The organism is Oleiphilus sp. HI0123 (assembly GCF_001635315.1).
Window position 1 is genome coordinate 1 of record NZ_LWGE01001200.1, and the last position, 21,032, is coordinate 21,032.

General features: G+C 42.6%; 13 protein-coding genes. 9 read left to right on the plus strand and 4 right to left on the minus strand.

Going from position 1 to position 21,032, the window contains the following annotated elements:
- The 9 genes from A3761_RS13390 to A3761_RS13430 all read left to right on the plus strand — a co-directional run.
- On the plus strand, positions 1-521 hold a 521-nt coding region (locus tag A3761_RS13390), incomplete at its 5' end, for an RnfABCDGE type electron transport complex subunit D (protein ID WP_197473043.1).
- A complete protein-coding gene (locus A3761_RS13395; RefSeq protein WP_068506472.1) occupies positions 514-1,314 on the plus strand; it encodes a Na(+)-translocating NADH-quinone reductase subunit C in 801 nt (266 codons plus the stop codon). The genes A3761_RS13390 and A3761_RS13395, both read left to right, overlap by 8 nt.
- A gap of 2 nt (positions 1,315-1,316) precedes the next feature.
- Positions 1,317-1,982 (plus strand): NADH:ubiquinone reductase (Na(+)-transporting) subunit D, encoded by a 666-nt coding sequence (locus A3761_RS13400; RefSeq protein ID WP_068506475.1) that lies wholly within the window; start codon positions 1,317-1,319, stop codon positions 1,980-1,982.
- The gene (nqrE, locus tag A3761_RS13405) at positions 1,982-2,593 is read left to right on the plus strand and encodes an NADH:ubiquinone reductase (Na(+)-transporting) subunit E (RefSeq protein WP_197470144.1); all 612 of its coding nucleotides are present in this window, start codon (positions 1,982-1,984) and stop codon (positions 2,591-2,593) included. Before A3761_RS13400 ends, nqrE begins: the two co-directional genes overlap by 1 nt.
- A 31-nt stretch (positions 2,594-2,624) precedes the next feature.
- Positions 2,625-3,851: an NADH:ubiquinone reductase (Na(+)-transporting) subunit F gene (gene nqrF / locus A3761_RS13410; protein WP_068506479.1), complete on the plus strand. Its 1,227-nt coding sequence runs from the start codon at positions 2,625-2,627 to the stop codon at positions 3,849-3,851.
- 78 nt (positions 3,852-3,929) lie between these two features.
- The gene (locus A3761_RS13415; protein WP_156490566.1) at positions 3,930-4,946 is read left to right on the plus strand and encodes an FAD:protein FMN transferase; all 1,017 of its coding nucleotides are present in this window, start codon (positions 3,930-3,932) and stop codon (positions 4,944-4,946) included.
- 9 nt (positions 4,947-4,955) lie between these two features.
- Complete coding sequence (gene nqrM / locus A3761_RS13420; protein WP_068506484.1) at positions 4,956-5,189, plus strand: (Na+)-NQR maturation NqrM; 234 nt, start codon at positions 4,956-4,958, stop codon at positions 5,187-5,189.
- Positions 5,190-5,248: 59 nt separating this feature from the next.
- Positions 5,249-6,640 carry a Si-specific NAD(P)(+) transhydrogenase gene (gene sthA, locus A3761_RS13425; protein WP_068506486.1) on the plus strand — a complete coding sequence of 464 codons (1,392 nt, stop codon included), beginning with the start codon at positions 5,249-5,251 and terminating at the stop codon, positions 6,638-6,640.
- 204 nt (positions 6,641-6,844) lie between these two features.
- The gene (locus tag A3761_RS13430; RefSeq protein ID WP_068750341.1) at positions 6,845-17,554 is read left to right on the plus strand and encodes a hypothetical protein; all 10,710 of its coding nucleotides are present in this window, start codon (positions 6,845-6,847) and stop codon (positions 17,552-17,554) included.
- Between the two features lie 94 nt (positions 17,555-17,648).
- On the opposite strand, the gene A3761_RS13435 is transcribed toward A3761_RS13430, so the two are convergent.
- The 4 genes from A3761_RS13435 to dusA all read right to left on the minus strand — a co-directional run bounded on the left by A3761_RS13435 (position 17,649) and on the right by dusA (position 20,880).
- Positions 17,649-18,365: a glycerophosphodiester phosphodiesterase gene (locus A3761_RS13435; protein ID WP_068506491.1), complete on the minus strand. Its 717-nt coding sequence runs from the start codon at positions 18,363-18,365 to the stop codon at positions 17,649-17,651.
- A 27-nt stretch (positions 18,366-18,392) separates the two neighbouring features.
- Positions 18,393-18,833 (minus strand): TerB family tellurite resistance protein, encoded by a 441-nt coding sequence (locus A3761_RS13440; protein WP_068506495.1) that lies wholly within the window; start codon positions 18,831-18,833, stop codon positions 18,393-18,395.
- Complete coding sequence (gene tal, locus A3761_RS13445; protein ID WP_068506497.1) at positions 18,830-19,786, minus strand: transaldolase; 957 nt, start codon at positions 19,784-19,786, stop codon at positions 18,830-18,832. Before tal ends, A3761_RS13440 begins: the two co-directional genes overlap by 4 nt.
- 77 nt (positions 19,787-19,863) lie before the next feature.
- Positions 19,864-20,880 (minus strand): tRNA dihydrouridine(20/20a) synthase DusA, encoded by a 1,017-nt coding sequence (gene dusA / locus A3761_RS13450; RefSeq protein ID WP_068506500.1) that lies wholly within the window; start codon positions 20,878-20,880, stop codon positions 19,864-19,866.
- Between the last annotated feature and the right edge of the window lie 152 nt (positions 20,881-21,032).

Here is a 21,032-nt window from a genome sequence, read left to right on the forward strand (position 1 = left end):
CGACGCCTCTAAGCATTGTTGCAGCCAGCGGAATTGAAGGTCTTAACCAATCAGTTTCATGGGTCGACGCGTTCTTAGGCTTTATTCAGGGCTCAATTGGTGAAACTTCGACGCTAGCGATTATGATTGGCGGTTTTGCATTGCTTGCAACCAAAATTGCTTCCTGGCGTATCGTTGTTGGTGTATTTGGTGGTATGACAGCAATGTCACTTATCTTCAATATGATCGGCTCTGACACTAACCCTATGTTTGCAATGCCTTTTTATTGGCATCTTGTTATTGGTGGTTTTGCGTTCGGGATGTTTTTTATGGCAACAGACCCAGTATCCGCATCAATGACTAACCAAGGTAAGTTTGTATTTGGTGCGCTCATCGGTGTAATGGTTGTTTTAATACGTGTTGTTAACCCTGCATTCCCTGAAGGCATGATGTTGGCAATATTGTTCGCTAACCTGTTCGCACCATATATTGACCACTTGGTAATGCAAGCGAATATCAAGAGGAGATTGGCACGTGTCTAGTAAAGAAACGGTAGGAAAAACTATTACGGTTGCATTTTTGCTCTGTATTGTCTGTTCGATTGTAGTAGCGGGCTCTGTTGTACTGTTAAAGCCAATACAAGAGAAGAACAAGGCGCTAAACCTTAAAGCTAATATTTTGGCTGCCGCAGGCTTATTGGTTGAGGGCGCTTCGGCGACTGAAATTGAGAATGCCTTCTCTGCGATTAAGCCAATGTTGGTTGACTTGGATAGCGGTGAATATGTCGAGGCGTCTGCAGTAAATAAGGAAAATGTCCTTGATTACGACCAGAGAAAAGCGGCTAAAGATCCAGCCTTTTCAACAACTCTTTCGCGAGCTGACGACGTTGCAGGTATCAAGCGTAGAGTTAAGTTCGCCAAGATCTACTTGGTTGAAGATGCCGGAAAGATTGAAACGATCATTCTTCCTGTAAGCGGTTATGGCTTATGGTCGACACTGCATGGTTTCTTGGCTTTGGAGGGCGATGCTAATACAGTCGTTGGGCTTGGCTTCTATGAGCATGCCGAGACTCCTGGCTTGGGTGGTGAGGTTGATAATCCGCGCTGGAAAGCGATTTGGCCGGGTAAAAAGGTCTACGACTTCGCGTCTAGCGATCAGCCAAAGCTTGGCTTGATTAAAGGCGCAGTTGATAAAAGTCGAGCTGATGCCGAATACATGGTAGACGGTCTATCTGGTGCTACTTTGACTAGTGTGGGTGTGACTAACCTTATTCAATATTGGACTGGCGAGCAGGGATTCCAAAAGTACCTGAATCGCTTGCGTGAAGGAGCTTAAGAATGAGTGATGTAACAGCAAAAAAAGTTCTTTTTGAACCAGTTTTTAGCAATAACCCTATCGCACTTCAAATCTTAGGTATTTGTTCTGCGTTAGCCGTTACCACTAGTATGGAGCTATCGGTTGTTATGGGCTTGGCTGTATGTGCAGTATGTGGCCTATCTAACTTGTTTGTATCCGTAATTCGTAGCCAAATACCTTCGAACATACGAATCATTGTTCAAATGACTATCATTGCTTCGTTGGTAATTGTTGTTGATCAGGTTCTCAAGGCCTATGCCTATGAACTTAGTAAGCAGCTTTCAGTTTTTGTGGGCTTGATTATCACGAACTGTATCGTAATGGGGCGTGCTGAAGCGTTTGCAATGCAAAATGGCCCAGGCATGAGTTTCCTGGATGGCATAGGTAATGGTTTAGGATATGCCGTTATTTTGCTATTAGTCGCTTTTGTACGTGAATTGTTTGGTTCAGGCATGTTGTTTGGCATCGAGCTTATGCCTACCGTTAACAATGGTGGCTGGTATGTACCTAATGGTATGTTGCTGCTTCCTCCAAGTGCTTTCTTTATCATCGGTTTGCTTATTTGGGGCTTAAGGCAATGGAAGAAAGACCAGGTAGAGCCTGCTGATTACAAAATCTCGTCTCACTCTGTTAAGGAGGCGTTCTAATGATCGAATATTATTTAAGCCTATTTGTTAAGGCTGTATTTGTTGAAAATATGGCTTTGGCATTCTTTTTGGGAATGTGTACCTTCCTTGCGATTTCTAAGAAGATTCAAGCTGCAACCGGTCTAGGTATTGCCGTAGTCGTTGTATTGGCAATCACTGTTCCTGTAAATAATCTTATTTATACCTACCTTCTAAAAGATGGAGCCTTGGCTTGGGCGGGCTATCCTGATGTAGACCTGAGTTTCTTGGGTTTGTTAACTTACATTGGTGTTATCGCTGCTTTGGTACAGATTCTAGAAATGGTTTTGGATAAGTACTTCCCGGATCTGTATAACGCTCTTGGGGTATTCCTACCATTGATCACAGTAAACTGTGCGATCATGGGTGCATCTCTATTTATGGTTGAGCGTGATTATAATCTTGCTGAGAGCACGGTCTATGGCTTGGGTGCTGGTGTCGGTTGGGCTCTTGCGATCGTCGCATTGGCCGGTATCCGAGAAAAGCTCAAGTACAGTGATGTGCCTGAAGGTCTGCGTGGCTTGGGTATTACCTTTATCACTGTAGGCTTGATGTCACTAGGTTTTATGTCGTTCTCTGGTATCTCGCTTTAATTAACACTGGGTAGATAGATAAGGTATTAATATGAATGCAGAAATAGTACTCGGTGTGGTGATGTTTACGGTGATTGTACTGTCACTTGTAGCCATCATACTGATCGCAAGAAAACAATTAGTGAGTAGTGGTGACGTCTCTATCTTGATAAACGAAGATCCTGACAACACTATTAAAACCCCGGCAGGAGGAAAGCTACTTCAAACGCTTGCTTCTGAAGGCCTATTTCTATCATCAGCTTGTGGTGGCGGTGGTACATGTGCGCAGTGTAAGTGTAAAGTTTTAGAAGGTGGTGGCTCTATGCTTCCAACTGAAAAAGCTTACTTTACCAAGCGTGAAGAAGGTGAAGGCTGGAGACTCGCTTGTCAGGTTCCTGTGAAACAGGACATGAAAGTCGAAGTTGACGAAGAAGTATTTGGCGTTAAGAAGTGGGTTTGTACTGTTGAATCAAACGACAACGTAGCTACTTTCATTAAAGAACTGGTTCTTAAGTTGCCAGAGGGCGAGAACGTTGACTTTCGCGCTGGTGGTTATGTTCAGCTTGAGTGTCCACCTCACGAAGTTGATTATAAAAACTTTGAAATTCAAGACGAATATCGCGAAGACTGGGATAAATTCAACTTGTGGCAGTATAAGTCAATTGTTAAAGAAGACGTTATACGAGCTTACTCAATGGCAAACTATCCTGAAGAAAAAGGGCTTGTTAAGTTCAACATTCGTATCGCTTCGCCTCCTCCAGGAACGAACCACCCTCCAGGGATAATGTCATCTTACGTATTCAATCTTAAGAAGGGCGATACCATCGATGTTTACGGGCCATTTGGTGAGTTCTTTGCTAAAGATACTGACAACGAAATGGTATTTGTTGGTGGCGGTGCGGGTATGGCCCCGATGCGTTCACATATTTTTGATCAGCTTAAGCGACTTGAGTCTAAGCGTAAGATGTCATTCTGGTATGGTGCTCGAAGCTTGAGAGAAATGTTTTATCAGGACGAGTATGACAAGCTAGCAGAAGAAAATGAAAACTTTGTATGGCATGCTGCGTTATCTGATCCGATGGAAGAAGATAACTGGAAGGGTTACACCGGGTTTATTCATAATGTTCTATATGAAAATTACCTCAAAGACCATCCAGCACCAGAAGATTGTGAGTACTACATGTGTGGGCCTCCAATGATGAACGCAGCTGTTATTCAGATGCTTAAGAGTCTAGGTGTTGAAGATGAGAACATCTTACTCGATGACTTTGGCGGTTAATCTCGTCTAGTTATATTTCTAGTTACGCCAGCCCTGAACAAGGCTGGCGTTTTTCGTTTACAGCGGTTTTTATTTATTGTGTTTAGATTTTCTATTTTTTTGGTTTTGATGCTCGGCCTAATGGCGTGCGGCCAACCTCATCCAGACCGACTTCAATATTCTTTAAGTGGTTCGACGATGGGTACCACTTACAATATAAATATTGTGAGCCCATCGGAGGTTGATAGTTCACAGCTAAATACGATTCATTCTGCGATTGAGGCTGAGCTTGCTTCGATAGACTCTTTGATGTCTACCTATAAGCTTGACTCCGAAGTCTCTAGATTTAATCGCGCTGCTATAGGTGAGGGTGTTTCCTTGTCGGCCGCAACTATTGAAGTGCTTAATGAGGCGCTTGCGTTAAATAACTTGAGCGAAGGGAGCTTCGACCCAACTGTTGGTCCGCTAATTGATGCCTGGGGCTTTGGCGGTGGCTCTAAGCACAAGGGGATAGTTGTTGATGAAAAGAATCTCGCTTCTGTGCTTGAAAAAGTAGGTGTTCAACGCTTTAAATTGGTTGACGGTCAACTGTACAAACTCCAGGACGTAGAATTAGACCTCTCTGCTATTGCTAAAGGTTTTGCAGCAGATAAAGTTGCTATCGCGTTGCGTGACCAAGGCATCGCAAACTTTCTGGTAGAAATTGGTGGTGAGGTAGTGACTCATGGTAGAAGTGTTCGTGACTCCTTGTGGGTATTAGGTATTGAATCACCTGATAAACAGGGTAGAAACGTTTATACTAGGGTTCATCTTGGTAATGCTGCGCTCGCTACGTCGGGCGATTACCGAAATTATTTTGAAGAAAATGGTAAACGATATTCTCACACGATTGACCCACTCAGCGGCAGGCCAGTTGAGCATCTGCTTGCATCTGTTAGTGTGATTGCTGAAGATTGCATGTTAGCTGACGGGCTTGCGACGGCGCTAATGGTGATGGGTGAGCAGAGGGGGTATGAGTTTGCCTCAAAGCACAATATCAGTGCGTTATTTATCTATCGAGGTGATGAAGGCCTCATAACAATGCACACTGATTCGTTTAAACAGTATCTTAAGTAGGAGGAACTTATGGAGTTATTTTTCATAGTTTTCGGTGTTCTTGCCCTGTTAATGTTGGTTATGGCTGTTGGCGTTATTTTTGCCAATAAGCCGATTACCGGTTCGTGTGGTGGAATGAGTGCGCTTGGTATGGAGGTTGCTTGCGACGTCTGTGGCGGTGACAAGGATAAATGCGACAAAGAAGTTGATAGTGCTGCTAAAGACGCTGCCGGAAAAGATATTTCTTATAATGCAATGAAGTAGATACAGCTTAAGTATCATTACATACGGTTTTTTCTAGAGGTTCAGGAGATCAAGGTTATATGGCTGAGTATCATTATGATGTTGTAGTAATTGGCGCAGGCCCTGCAGGTGAAGGGGCAGCGTTAAACGCTGCAAAAGGCCATAAAATGGTCGCTGTGATCGAAGATAAACCCGTAGTTGGCGGGAACTGTGCTCATGTTGGAACAATACCTTCCAAAGCACTTCGACACGCCGTTAAGCAGATTATTACCTTTAACACCAATACCATGTTCCGTGATATCGGTGAGCCAAGATGGTTTTCCTTTCCGAGAGTCTTGAAGAACGCAGAAAAGGTAATCAGTAAACAGGTTAAGCTAAGAACCCGTTTTTATGCGCGAAATAAAATAGACTTGTACAACGGGTCGGCCTACTTTCTAGATGATAATCGTATAGAAATACGTGGAAATGGTTCCGCAGATATTGTTCATTTTAAAGAGGCGATCATAGCTAGCGGGTCTAGTCCCTATCGTCCGTCCAACGTTGATTTTACGCATGAGCGTATCTATTGTAGTGATTCGGTATTGCAGCTTAGCCATACTCCACGCACTATGGTTATTTATGGTGCCGGTGTTATTGGCTCCGAGTATGCATCAATTTTTTCAGGTTTAGGTGTGAAAGTCGACCTGATTAATCCTGGCGAGAAATTACTATCATTCCTTGATGATGAGATTTCTGATGCGCTTAGCTATCACCTTCGAAACAATGGTGTTCTTGTCCGACACAACGAAACCTACGAGACAGTTGTCGGTACCGATTACGGTGTAGAGGTTACTTTCGAGTCGGGCAAAAAGATCAAAGCTGATGCTTTTCTTTGGTGTAATGGTCGCAGCGGCAATACCCAAAATCTTGGGCTAGAAAATATAGGTCTTGAAGCAAACTCACGCGGTCAGCTTTCAATTGACGACCACTATCGAACAGATGTAGAGAATATCTATGCTGTAGGTGATGTGATTGGTTGGCCAGCACTTGCTAGCGCTGCTTACGATCAAGGTCGCTCTGCTTCATCCGCTTTGCTTAACGATAGTTACTTCAGGTTTATTAATGATGTACCTACCGGTATCTATACGATCCCAGAAATTAGCTCTGTCGGTAAGAATGAAAAGGAGCTTACGGAAGCCAAAGTTCCTTATGAAGTAGGGCAGGCATTTTTCAAAGACTTGGCTAGAGCTCAGATTACCGGTGAAGCGGTCGGAATGCTTAAAATATTGTTCCATCGTGAGACCAAAAAAATATTGGGAATCCATTGCTTTGGAGATCAGGCGGCCGAAATCGTACACATCGGTCAGGCGATTATGAATCAGGAAGGTGATGCAAATACCCTAGATTACTTCATTAATACCACATTTAACTACCCAACTATGGCAGAAGCATATCGTGTTGCGGCACTAAATGGTCTTAATCGCATATTCTGATTTTAAACTTTTCGTCATTTTTCTTCGATTTGAGAGCGTTTTTTGAACGCTCTTTTTCTTTTTGTTGTCTCAGTTCACGCTTCGGAATTCCTTCATTTGTAAGACTTTTTCTGATTTTGTAGCATTAGGGATATTTTGTAATAAAGCCGACTATCGCTACAACTGACTAAACTACGTAGCCAGACATGGAAAAGTGCCGCTTATATGATAACTCAAAGGTTTAGACTGTTTTCTTGGAGCTCCCTGTTTACACTCCTTTTAATTCTTTCCGGTTGTGGCGAGGGTGACAGTAAATATGTTCCTTTACCAGAAGACACGGAAGGAAACGAATCCTTAGACATTTTTCTAAATAGTGGTGCAGTTAAAGGCCCAGTCGCTTTCTCCGATATCTCGATCTATAGCGTCGATTTAGAGTCAGAGCGATATGCAAACTTTAAATCTGTTGCTAACGGTGTTTTTAAGGCATACGCTGACCTGGGTATATCTATTGATGGTGATTCCTTGGTTCTACCTGAAGGTCGGAGTTCTGCTCAGGTGCTGAATGATTTCGAGGCTCTGGTTGAAACAGGCTCCTATGTTTCTGAACTCGACTATTTCAAAGTAAAAGTTGAAAACGCAGGAACTATTGCAAAAGCTAAAAGCTATTTGGATGTCTATCTAGGGCTAACAAAGCCAGTTAAAGACGAGGATTCCACATTTGACTTGCTTAAGGAAGAGACAAATTCAATTGTTAAAGACAGAGTTTCGGAAGCCCTTTCCGCTTACTCTGATCTAAATGATTTTAAGCGGAAATTGAACGATGTTGATGGCTTTTATGAAGAGCTTCTCGAAGTTAGCTCATTTTCAGGTGTTAATTCGGTAGTAGCCAAATACTCAACTAAAGAGTCAGACCCGACGAAAGCAGAACACTGGTCAGCACTTAAGGACTCTTTTAGCGAACTGCAATCATTAGCAATGACAAGTAAAGAAATTGCTGAGCGCTATGATGTTGTCGCGTTTGATGAATCTAACGACGAGAAAACGCTTGTTGAAATAGCGCTTGAGACAAACGACCAAGTTGCAATTAGTAACTTGAAAGAACTTCGTGATTCCCTAGCTCAATCTTTACCTGTAATTGATCTAAAGGAGCTTGTTTATTTAGCCTATCGGAAAGAGGGAAACCCATCAGTCAAAGCAGGTTTGAATTCATTCTTTCACTCCATTATTACCTGTCAAGACCTTATATCTATCGTTCAAAATCATCGAGCTGTCTACAGTTTTTTAGGCGTGCGTGAAGGTGTTGACGCCGCTGAAGATATACAAGCTATGCATAGTGAGCTAATGAGTCTGATGCAGCAGGAGGCTCAATTAGCATTCGATAGTATTTTACTTAGTACCGATGTAGAAAACGGGGTTTCTGCCAATAGGCTATCTTACGGTTCTTCAAACGGTGCCGCGAAACTGGAAGGGCTGTTTGTCGGCCAGTATCGAGGATTTATATATATAGAAGCAAACATGGTTCCTTCATCCGTTGACCTAAATAGTGGTAAAGCTCCTATATTGAGTAAAATGGTATCAATCATCCATACCGATGACATTCTCGGATACGGCGATAATGAAGCATTAGATGAGACTCGTTATTATGTTAAGAATGGTATTGTCCAGCGCAACGCAGAAGGCGAATTAATTACATCTTTGGCAGATTTTGAGTCAGGGGCATCTGACGAGTTGTTTACGGTGCAACCCTCTCGATATACAACCCCGCTTACTTCTCTTGCGGTAGAAATTGCTCAGCAAAAAGTCATTAACCTCCAGCCTCTTGTTGAACGCTTGAACGATGGTAATGGCTATCAGGGTTCCGCCGCCAATGAGAAAAATGTCTATTTTGATCTTGGTGAACAGGCTTTAAGCGAACTTCTTGAAGAGTCGCAAAGCATTGTGTCCAGGTCTTTTAATATTACAGAGGGGGATGAGCTGAAGAATATTTTCGCTATCAGTCCGGTCACTCTTCCTCACATGAAGTACTTTCAAGATGAGCTTGAGGCATCCTATCGTTATCGCTTTAATATCGAATATTACGGCGCGATGCTCCAGTCTCTTAAGGTAGCAAGTAATTTAGATTACGAAGTAGTTCAAAACGAGATTGCCAAGGATCTGTATGACGGACAAATTGATGGCAAGCAGAATTCTGAATTTATTGAATCCTTGTCTTCGATAAATAGTCTTACGTATTTTGCAACGAGAGAGCCGTCTTCCGCATTTATCCCAGATACCACGGTGAACGTTAGTGAATTGGGCCAACTGTTAGAGCAAGAGTTTGAACTGCTTGTTGGCGAAGACTCTGATTTCGGTGAATACAATTCTTATTTGCAAAATTTAGCGTTGGTTGGAGCGGCTGGTGGTGTAGATTCTGACGGTGACGGAATGCTCGATAATGATGACCCTGACCCATCAACTCCCAATGAGATTGTCGATAATGGTTATGATGGATTGCGTTCGGTTTCTGTGCAATTCGAAGACGCTTTACTAATGCCTATAGATCAAAGTCTAGTTCTGACAATCCCAATAGAGGAAGTTCAGACAGGTGATGATGAAAAGCTAAGCTGTGCGCCTCATGACTCCCAATGTATATTGGTTGGGGATATGTCGGTTGAAATAGACGTCGCTTCCAGCATCAACGTAGCACCTGATACGCATAATGCGACTATTTCCTCTCGTCTGTTCGATAGTGGAAGTGCGCGTTTCTTAGAACTAAAAATCGATGGATCAAAAGCGGGTTCGTATTCTGCATATGTACAGCTCACAACAGAAGCTCAGGTTAACCCTGAGACAAAAGCAGTAGAGGTCGATGAACAGCAATTCGGATTTGAACTACCTTTCACAATCTTTGATTTCTCAACACTTGAATTTAGGGTTGTAAGCGAAAATCAAGATCCTGTGACAGGCTCCGAGTTCGTTAACGCAGGCTCTAAGATCGTCCTTCAATTTAAAGCAACTGATCAAATATGCGAGCTATATCCTGTTTGCGGTGACAATAATGAAAACGTCGGAGAGTTTCTCGATCTTGACTTGATTGGTGAATCTTTTTCTGTCCAATATCAAATCAATGATGAAGAGGAAGCCAGCCCCTTCCAGCTAGCAGCTTCTGAGGGCCTTACCGGCGACTTGTCAGTTATTTCAAACCTTCAGGCAGGCCAAGCCATAAATGCGACGCTTACCTATAGCGACAAACAATCGTCCATATATTTGGGGGATATAAATGCTTCGGTCGTTGATGTCGATGCTGTAGATTTTCGAGAAAAATGCCCTGAACCGTTGTCTGGAATTGATGATGTGAACGGAGATGGCGTTATAGACGCTAATGACAATCTTCCTTGTTTTGCTGACATCTTAGCAGCAACAGATAGCAAAGCCGAAGTTTACAACTCAGACCTAGATGAGTACTGGTATTTTGACGACAGTTGGCATTTTATCATTAGAGAAAGCGGCAATAGGGATAGGTTCTTAGGTCACGTACAGCTGCCTAAAGACAAGTACAGTAATTATCAAAAAGTACAGAAGCTTTTGTTCGACTCTGAATTAAGACGGATGTATCTGGCATTTAGCGGAGGTGCGATTAGCTATTACTCCTTAACTACACAATCTGTTTCATCTTTTTATATACCTAGTGTCGAAGAAGACACTTCGAACTTTGTTCTTTTAGGTTCGAACTTATTGATACAGCCTGAGACGTCTAACTCGGCAATATTCGACTCAAACGGCGATGTGGTAAGTATTAATTTTGGTTTGACGTTTCCAGAGCCGGGTAGATTACTTACCCCTCACTTAGGAAACCTTAGTTTAACTCGATTTGCCAATGATATAGCCGTACGTTACGAAATTGAGCGCTATAGGGACGGCAGTGTTCAATCACTCGAAGGCTTGAATTCTACCGATACTGTGTCATTAGACTCTGGGCAAGGTGAATTTGGTGACACGCTAACAATCTATCTTAGTGTCAAAGCGCTAGATGAACAGTTGATAGAATATAGTTATTCCACGCATTTAATTGGGACTAATGGTTTTGTCCTAAACTCTGATTATTCAGACGATGAAAATCCGCCCCTTTTAAGTGCTGGTCAGCTTGATTTGTCAGGCGCGCACATAGCAGATCATTTGTATGTCGAATGGGCTGTAAACGATATATCTACAGATTCACTAGTATATAGTTTTACTGATAAACGATATCCGTATCTGTACGAAGCCAGTAAGCTTGAATACGGAGATGTCATTGAAGCGACTATTTACCTTAAACGCTCAGCAGATTTTTCCAGTCAGCAAGACATTCGTCTTGCCACGCTTGAAGGAGTCTTTGTAGGTGATCTTGGTAATTATATTCCTGTTTTAGATACTGAATACTGGGATGAAAATCTTCATCCGGTAGATGCAAGCGTTAAAGCACGATTGATCAGTAGTACAGAGAACGATGACTTCTACGCGGCAGCAAATTTCACACCAGTTTGGTTTATTAATGATGTTGAGGTTCCAGGAGAAAGCTCTTTTGAGTTTCCGACAAACCCAGAGACAAACATCAGGTTTGGCGACGTAATATCTGTAGAATATTCGTACAGCATAGGGCAGGAGTACGGTCGTACTGAAACACTTAGGCTCCCCACTATCGAAACAGACTCTGAGCTAACTGAGTTTTCCATTACTCCCGTCGTTGTTGAGGAGGGCGAATCAGTGAGTCTAGATTTGTCCAAGTTCAGCGCTGTTGCGTTGGAAACGCTTGAAGCTCGTTGGTATATAAATGGTGAGCTGGATCGTTTAGTTAAAGATTTTACCTACCCTGGTGAAAAGCTAAGGTATGGTGATTTAATTCGTTTAGAGCTTGCTCCCCTGGTTGCTGAAGACAATGAGGTTCAAGACTCGTTTTCATACGAGGGTGCGAAAGCTTTTGTAGGGCTAAATATCGATAAGTTGAACGGTTCTACTGATGCTTCAAACGCTTTTGTTGACAGTGATGGCGATGGAGTTCCAAACTTTCGCGACTATTTCAGATTTGATCAGAACTGTTCAGTGGAAGGCGAGGGGCGCCCAGATGATCTAGACTCTGATGGCCTGCCCGACCTGGTGGAACTTACAAGCGCCTATTCAACCAACCCTCATTTGCGAGACTCTGACTCTGATGGGATTAATGACTTTACTGAGAGTGAATTAAACCTCTCCCCAGTTTTACTTGATAGTGATGGCGATGGTTACTCAGATGGTTTTGAGCTCATCTGGGGTAGTGACCCAATTGATGATGCGGACCCATCAATTGGTGATGATAAGGATCATGACGGTTTAACCGATGAGTTAGAATTAGTAAATGGGACGCTTGTAAATGGCAGTGACTCCGACAACGATGGACTTGAAGACGGGTTAGAATTGTTACTCGGCACTGAACCTCTTTCCGCTGATTCCGATGGCGATGGTTTATCTGATGGTGTCGAGAAGTATTTGACTTCAACAAACCCTCTTATACCAGATAGTGATGGTGATCAGCTTAGCGATGGTGTCGAAGTTGCTCTTACGCTTACCGACCCGTCAAGCTCTGATACCGATAACGATGGGGTTTTAGATCGTGAAGAGGAGTCTTCACTAGCTATTGACGATAAGACCTTATATCAGGTTTTATACCCTGATGATTTGTTAGCGTACAACAAAAATGCTTCTGAGTCTTTCGTTCCTCAGGGGACGTGTTATGCCACATGGCTAGCCAGAAATAAAGCTGATGAGATCAAAGTGAGCTTTGAACCTCAAATAGACGAATCTAGTAAGCAGGAAGTTTTATTTTTTAACGATACTTGGCCTGAAGTAATTAGATTTCAAGCTGATCAAGGAAGGTTTACCAAGGCAATCGGGAAAGGCGATATAGATGCGAGAATTACCTCCGCTAATTACGCGCGCACCAATAGTAATTTACTCTACTTAGGGTTTAGTGATGGTTCGATTTGGAGTGCTGATCTTACCCAAGCAGAGCCAAGCCTAACTCTTAGTTATCTGCTTCCCGAAAAACAAGCGGTTATTGCCTTAGTTGATCAGGGTGATTTTCTCCTAGCTTCAGTTTCTGCAGACGGCGCTAGTGAGAATATCTTTATGTTTGAAGATGCGGGGGCAGGCCAATCTCCGGTTAATGTGTCACCATTCTCAAGTAATATTCAATTGTCTTCGGTCGTGTGGCAGAACGCCGATAGCGCAGCACTATGGGGCTTTAGGAGTAATAGCAGTGAGTTGGTGCAACTTGTCGTGGATGTTCCTGGTAAGAGTTTGTCACAAACTATTTTTGAATCAGATCAAACACTCGTGTCACCCTTATATGTGAAAGAAGAGGTCGCTGGTTCAAAACTCTATATTTCGAACGGCGTTATCTTTGACACGAATGATTTAAGTTTCGAATATGACAATAGCAGTAATTTTAATCTGGGTATCTATCACCAGGATCATCATATTCAATCTATGAGCGCTAATAATGCATTACGCTTAAGTTATGGCCTTACAGGTGAGTGGAGTCTTGAGCAAAGTTATTACGGTCGTGAGCTTGTTGCTCTAATACCTACCGGGTTTAATGTTTTGGCTCTAACTCAGCCTTCAAATATTGATGAAAGCGGTTCTGCCGGCTTAAGGTTTGATGTGGTTCAAGTTGGAGATTCCGATGACAACGGCTTACCTCAATGGTGGGAGTCCTTATTTGCAGAAGGTACGCTTGCTCAGTTTTCCAACTTCGACCAGCCTGAAGAGTATGACTTTTCAACAGATTTTAATAGCATAATTGCTAGGGACTTTGATTCAGATAGCGAAGATATGGATGATGATGGCCTAAGCAATTCATTGGAACGTAGTCTAGGTAGCTGTGTTGATGTGAGTGATGAATGTCCTACGCCTTCGGACTCGGATCTAGATGGTTTATCGGATTTGTTCGAACAACAATACTCGTTTACCGACAGCCTGGGTATCGAGCATCGAGTCAGCCTGACTTCAGGTGATACCGATGCCGACGGCTTAAGTGACTATGATGAGATTATTACGATAGGCAGCTATCCCGATAACAATGATTCTGATGGCGACCTTATCTGTGATGCTCAAGAACTCGAGTTAACAGGAACAGGTTTATTGAATTCAGACTCGGATGGCGATGGCTTAACAGATGGCAGAGAGCTGGGTATCGTTACATTAAATTGTGATGCTCTTTTCAAGGGGGACGTGTTCAGTGATCCTCTCAGTTTCGATTCAGACGAAGACGGCTTAAATGATAGAGAGGAGTTTTTTGCATCGACTGACCCGTTTAACCCTGATTCTGATGGTGACGGCCTTAAAGATGGCCAGGAAGTAATCTTTGGTGGCGACCCGCTTGACAGTATGTCGCGTAATGGAGTCCTGCTAGATGGTGAGATTGATAGTGATAGTGATGGCCTCTCTGACAGCTACGAGCTAAATCATAGCAATTCTAACCCAAATAATGCCGATAGCGACTCAGATGGTTTATCTGACTATGTCGAAGTTACTTTGGTTGGCTCAAACCCTAATAACATAGATACTGATGGTGATTTGATTTGTGATATTTTTGAAGATATTTACGATCAAGATGGTGAGTATCTTCAAACAGACCCTGCACTTAGCGATACTGATTCTGACGAATTAAGTGACGCATTTGAGCTTGGCTTGTCAGGCGATCCTGTATCATGTTCCGAGCTTCCTAATCTAAACCCGGTTTCAGACCCAAGGTTGTCAGACAGTGACGGTGATGGGCTTTCTGACGTTTTAGAGGTCACTTATGTCTATGACAGTTATTCAGACGATTTTCGTTTACGTAAGCCTGACGTAAACCTAACAATAGATCCGTTATTCTTAGATACAGATGGTGACTTGTTGTGTGATTTCATAGAACTTGGAGTAAGTAATCCTGCTGAAAGTGATACTGACTTCGATGGCCTGAATGATGCTACTGAACTAGGTCTTGAGTTAAGCGAAGTTCTCTGTACTCCCATTTCAATAGCAGATCAGTTAACTAGTCCTGTACTCAGCGATAGTGATAACGACGGTCTAAGCGATGGGCAGGAGATTTTGATTACGGGAACAGATCCTCTTGATACTGACTCAGATGATGATGGTATAAGAGATGGTGACGAAGATCGTGATGGCGACGGTTTGAGCGACTATGTTGAGCTTAATCTTTCCTTCACTCTTTTCGATACTGTTGATAGCGATGGCAATGAAGTTAATGATGCCCTTGATGATCAAGATGGTGATGGCTTAAGCAATATCGAAGAGTTGGGTTATGGGACGTGCATTGCCTATCAGGCTGTATCATGCCCAAGTCCAGAGGATAGCGATCAAGATGGTGTTTCAGACTTTGATGAAATTAATCGAGCTGATCAGGAAGGCACAGACCCCCTTGGTTCAGATACAGATGGCGACGAGCTTACTGATAGCGAAGAGCTAGCTATAGGTACCAATCCTCTCTTAGCAGACTCTGATCTTGATGGGATCGATGACAATGAAGAACTTACGTTATCGTTAACTGACCCACTAAATCCAGATACTGACAATGATTTTCTAGCGGATGGGCAGGATGATAGCCCCTTGCAGCCTGATAGCGACAACGATTCGTTATTAGATGGCATTGAGGTTCATATTTTAGGCACCTCGCCTGACAATAACGATAGTGATGTTGATGGGCTTAAAGATGGAGATGAAGTGTGGGTCTATGGTTTCGGTCTTGATGAGTTAACGTTGCTCAAGACTGGTCGTGATCTCGATATAGACCTTAATTCAAAGAGTGGTGTTACTGGTTGGAATCCGCCTTCCAATAGCTTCGAGGGTGCTGCCTACGAATATCTCGTTACAGACGTCGCGAGAATTGTAGTCAATGATGCTGGCACTTCGTTAAACGAGCCATTTGTTGCTGAAGGTGATGAGCTTGATGCGGGTGTTGAGGTTATCGGTAAAATTCATATTCGATATATCTCTAATCCTTCTCTAGCGGATAGTGATGGTGACGGGCTTACTGATTATACCGAGCTCATGCTGATTGAGAAAACCTATGGTGATACCCGTTTTGATATTAATCCGCTCGATATCAATACAAGTTACCAGGAGCTGGAATCCAACGAAGAAAACTTTAAAGTATCTGACCCTTTAAGGGCTGATACCGATGGGGATGGCCTTAGTGATGGCGATGAAGACATAGATGATGATCTGTATGTCAACGACTTAGATCAAAATAATGAAGATTCTTCAGTTATTGTTGCAGATACTGATTTTGATGGATTGCCGGATGGTATTGAAGTGCTGCTTACCCAAAGTAATCCTGCTAAGAACGATACAGATGGAGATGGCTTGTTTGATGGCAATCAAAATAATGACACCGAATCTCGTTATGAAGTTATTTATGATTCCGCAAACCCTCCGAGATTAATTGAGAGCACAGCCTCTTGTAATGCTGATGAATATCGACTTAGTAACATAGGAAACAGTGAATATTGCGTTCAACTTTCATATATATCAGACCCGTCAAAGATAGATAGTGATGCAGACGGCGCACCTGATCGGTACGTCACGGAAAGCTCGGAAGAGATGTTTGATCATTTTCCACTTGATAGGAGTTGTCATAGATTAACTGATGGCGTAATTGATAATGATGATCCTTCTGACAGGAAGTGCTATTCCGCGTGGATGGCGGGGCAGGCCTCTATCGACCAAGTTCGCAATGCCAGCTGGGATGATATAAGTGCAGGGAGTCAAAATGTCGTAACGTTTTCCGGTAAAGGCTGGGATAGAATCATCAGATATCGAATGGAGGCTTCTGAAGATACATCGTATTATCTCCCGCATACACCGGTAAGTGGTGATGTAGTAACCGCGCTTTCAGGAAGCTTACAAAGGTTATATTTTGCAGATGACGAAGGAGCTATTTATTATCAAAATCTTGAAAGTGACAGCCCCTTGGTTCCGTTTGTTCAGCTCGCTGCTGAAGATTCAGATGTTGTACATATAAGTGGATTGGGCGATAACTTGTTTGTTTTCACACGAAACTCCACCGCTTTAGAAGAGCGCTACAAATTGATTATGTTTGATGCTGCTGGCGCGCTGCTTGGTAGTATTGTGGACATCGAATATGATGTTTTGCCAGACAGTATTAAATTAGCCTGTCGCAATGACAGCTGCACTACTTTGGTTGATATTCTTGCAGTTGTTCGTGTAGATAATCATCCAAACAATGAAGTACTTTCAATGACCTTGGACTTATCGACGTTTGGTATTGCCTCTGATGAAATATCCACTATTTTTGAATCATCAGAGAAACCGCTTAGCGGGCCCATTCAGTTATCTGAAAATGGTGAATTGATCTACTTCGGATCTGGACATCAACTTACTCTGGCTTCACTAGAGGCGCCGGTGGCAGGCAGTTTGTTGCATAAATCATACGGTTTAGCTGAATACTCGACGTTTTATGATCTTCATGAAGAAAATCAGCACTTCATTGCTATCGTTGACGATCCTAGTTCTTTATTTAACTCTCAAGAAACGCGGGCAGTCTATATCGAGGACAATAAGCCTACAGATGATGGCGAACCAACAAAGTATCTGATACAGCAAGCCACAGAAGATGAGCTAATGATGAAAGTCTTGCCGCAACAAGTCGCAGGCCAGAGTGACTTTGCGTTATTAAGTGTGTATGACTCGCTCGTCGATATAATGCCTATCGGTGTGACGGATCAAGATTCAGACGGGATGCCGGGAATATTCGAGATGCTTTACGGCTTGGATGATAGTGACCCAAGCGATAAGTTCAAAGACTTGGATAAGGATAATTTAACAAATATCGAAGAGTATCTGTTAAATACTAAACCTGACAATTCGGACTCTAATGATAATGGGGTTTCAGATTTTCAGGAAGCGTATTTGAATTAAAGATGAAGGCTAAGGGTGATTATGTTCCGCTCTTAGCCTTATGGTAAGTAGCCGTTTTTGGCTTGCCTAGCTTAGTTGTTTGAAAGCGCGATATCTAATTAAAGTGATGCAGTGCAGAGCTCGGAATATCAGTGATAATACTATGAACGCCCATTGCTTTTAGGGTTTCCATTCTTTCAATACTATTCACCGTCCAACATGATACCTCAAGCCCATAAGATTTTGCGTTTCTCAATAAGGTTGGGCTAATCAACCTGTTGTTGATGACCAGTAGCTTGCAATCGAGCGATACAGCGGTCTTCAATGGCCTGCGATACCGGTATTCTGCGACATAGCCGGTGTCTATTTCTGGCGATAATCGGTTTATTTCATGTAGAATCCAGCGGCTGGCAGAAGTAACCGTTGCCTTATCATAAAGATTATTACTGCGAAAAAAATCTTGTAATCGCTTTACAATTAGTTTCAATACATGCCGATGATCGTTCTTTACTTCAAATTGCCAGCTTCGAGTATTTGGTACGCTATCTACCACTTCTTGTAGGTGTGGAATGTAACAGGGAGAGTGCCAGCCTGGTGTATTATGTCGGGAATCAACTTTGCTTAGAAAAGAATAGGGATAATGAGCTATCTTGCCTTGCAGGTTGCTTGTGCGTGACAAATTTCGGTCGTGATAGACTACCAACTCTCCATCTGAAGATAATTGAATGTCTAACTCGAAATCCAAACAGCCATTTGATTGAGCATGAATAAAGCCCGTTACAGTGTTTTCCGGCGCTTCGTTCCGAGCACCTCTATGTCCGATAATTATCATTTATGACGTCCGTTCTAAAACTAAGTGCTATATATTACTAGCTTCGTGTTTCGCTTTGATGAACAGGGTGTGAGGTATATAAATCAAATCACTGACCTTTCTGATCAGGTGCTCTTCATAACGATCAATATCGCTATCAGCGTAAGCAATTTTCCACATCGCAAGAATTAAGCGATATTTTGAGTCGCTATCAAACTTTTTATTTATAAGGTCGGTATGTTCCCAAAGCGAGGTGGCAGAGCGAGATAGTTCGCGCGCTTCACGGATTAAAGCGTCAGTGTCACTGATTGAAAGCTGAAACGCAGATGCACAATGCTCTTGAAGCACCAGCCACTCAGACTCGGTTTGTTTATGGTCCGCATTAATAACCTCAATTAATAATGCGGTAGCAACTGTAGAAATGTCAGTTTCAGATAGTGCTTGGTCTTGATTTGATTGTGTTATTTTGGCAATTAAACGCTGAATCATTCTGGGTGGTCTCTGAGCAAGCCTTCTAAGGCTACTTGGTCAATAGCAAATTTTCTGATGCCTTCAGCTAGTTTTTCAGTTGCCATTGGAGATTGGTTCATATTCCAGCGAAAGCTTGCTTGATCAGTTACTAAACCTTGTGTCGAAGTCGAATTTGGTACAATCAGCTTTCGTTCGAGGCTACCATTGTCACAAGATAGTTGTTTCAGTAGTTCCGGGCTAATGGTAAGCCGGTCACAGCCAGCTAGTTGCTCAATTTCATCAGTATTTCTAAAGCTTGCACCCATTACAACAGTGCTAAAGCCGTGTTGTTTATAATAATTATAAATTTCTGAAACCGAAATGACGCCAGGGTCTTCATGCGGAAGATATTGGTCTTTGTCGGTGTTTGCTTTATACCAGTCAAGTATGCGACCTACGAAGGGTGAAATTAAGAAGGCGCCAGACTCTGCAGCTGCTTTAGCTTGCACAAAGTCAAACAATAAGGTTAAGTTGCAATTGATGCCTTCTTTCTCCAGCTGCTCAGCCGCTTTAATTCCTTCCCATGTGGAGGCTATCTTGATAAGAATTCTACTCTTACTAACGCCGCTATCCTCATAAAGTTGAATCAAGGACTTAGCTTTGGCTACTGTGGCAGGGGTATCAAAGGAAAGGCGAGCATCTACTTCAGTGGAAACTCTGCCTGGAACGACTTTTGATATTTCGGTACCAATTGATACTGCTAGGTGGTCGCATGCCAAAGAAAGCTGCTCTTGGTCACTCTTGCCCTGGCTAGATCCATAGTTAATTGCGTTGTCAATTAAGGGGCGGTATTGAGGGAGGGGGGCAGCCTTAAGTATTAATGATGGGTTAGTTGTTGCGTCTTGTGGCTGCCATTTTTTTATCGCGTCAATGTCACCTGTATCTGCGACTACGGTAGTGTACTGTCTTAACTGTTCTAATTTACTTGCCATTGATTTCTGATTTCCTTTTTGTATTCCATATCTATAAACGATAGCAGCTTTTTAGCTTAAGAATATGACAATCCCAATCATTTTTCAGGCACAAGAGAAAGCGCCTGTTCTAGCGTTTTAAGATCGGCTCCATCTTTGTATGCGTTTTCACTTAAATACCGGCGAAATTGTTTGCCACCGGATTGTCCATGAAAGAGGCCTAATAAATGGCGAGTAATGTAATGAAGCTTTTGACCCCCTTTAAGCTGTGTTTCAATGTAAGGCATCATGTCGTGAATAATGTCGTGACGGCTTTTACCATGGGGTTTTGCTCCAAACAATTGTTCGTCGACGCTAGAAAGTAACCATGGGTGCTGGTAGGCTTCGCGTCCAACCATTACTCCATCAACTAGCTTAAGGTGTTGCTTGCACGAATCGATAGACTTTATTCCGCCGTTAATAATGATTTCAAGGTCCTTAAATTCCTTTTTTAGGCGATAGACATATTCATACTTTAGAGGTGGGATTTCTCTGTTTTCTTTTGGACTTAAGCCATCAAGAATGGCGATACGCGCATGAACGATAAAAGTTTTACATCCGTCCTCAGCGATTTTCGATACGAAATCACGAACAAACTCATAGCTATCATGTTCATCTATTCCAATTCGATGCTTAACAGTGATCGGGATGTCTACAGTATTTTTCATCGCAGAAATACATTGCTTAACGAGGTCAGCGTGAGCCATTAAGCAAGCGCCAATCATGTTATTTTGCACTCTGTCGCTTGGGCAGCCAACGTTTAAATTGATCTCGTCATAGCCAAATTGAGCGGCAATTTCTGCGCATCGTGATAACTCGGACGGCTTACTCCCACCAAGCTGAAGTGCAATAGGGTGTTCTTCATTGTTATACCTGAGAAATCGATCAGCACCCCCATGGATAATTGCGCCAGTAGTCACCATTTCGGTATAAAGAAGGGTATGTTTTGAAAGTAGGCGTGCCATATAGCGATAGTGGCGATCAGTCCAATCCATCATCGGGGCGACTGAAAACTTGCGGCTAGGCTCAATAGCTGGTGAACTATTTTTCTGTGATTGTTCTGAGTTGTTAATCATAAGGGTCGAAAAGAAGAAATTTGGAATGTACGGTTAATTAAACCAAGTTTAACACACTCTAAGTCACTAATTTTTATTAGTTGTTTGATAAATCTTTAAAGAAATGTGTTCAATATCATGATTGTTGCTTTGATATACACGTATAATTACCG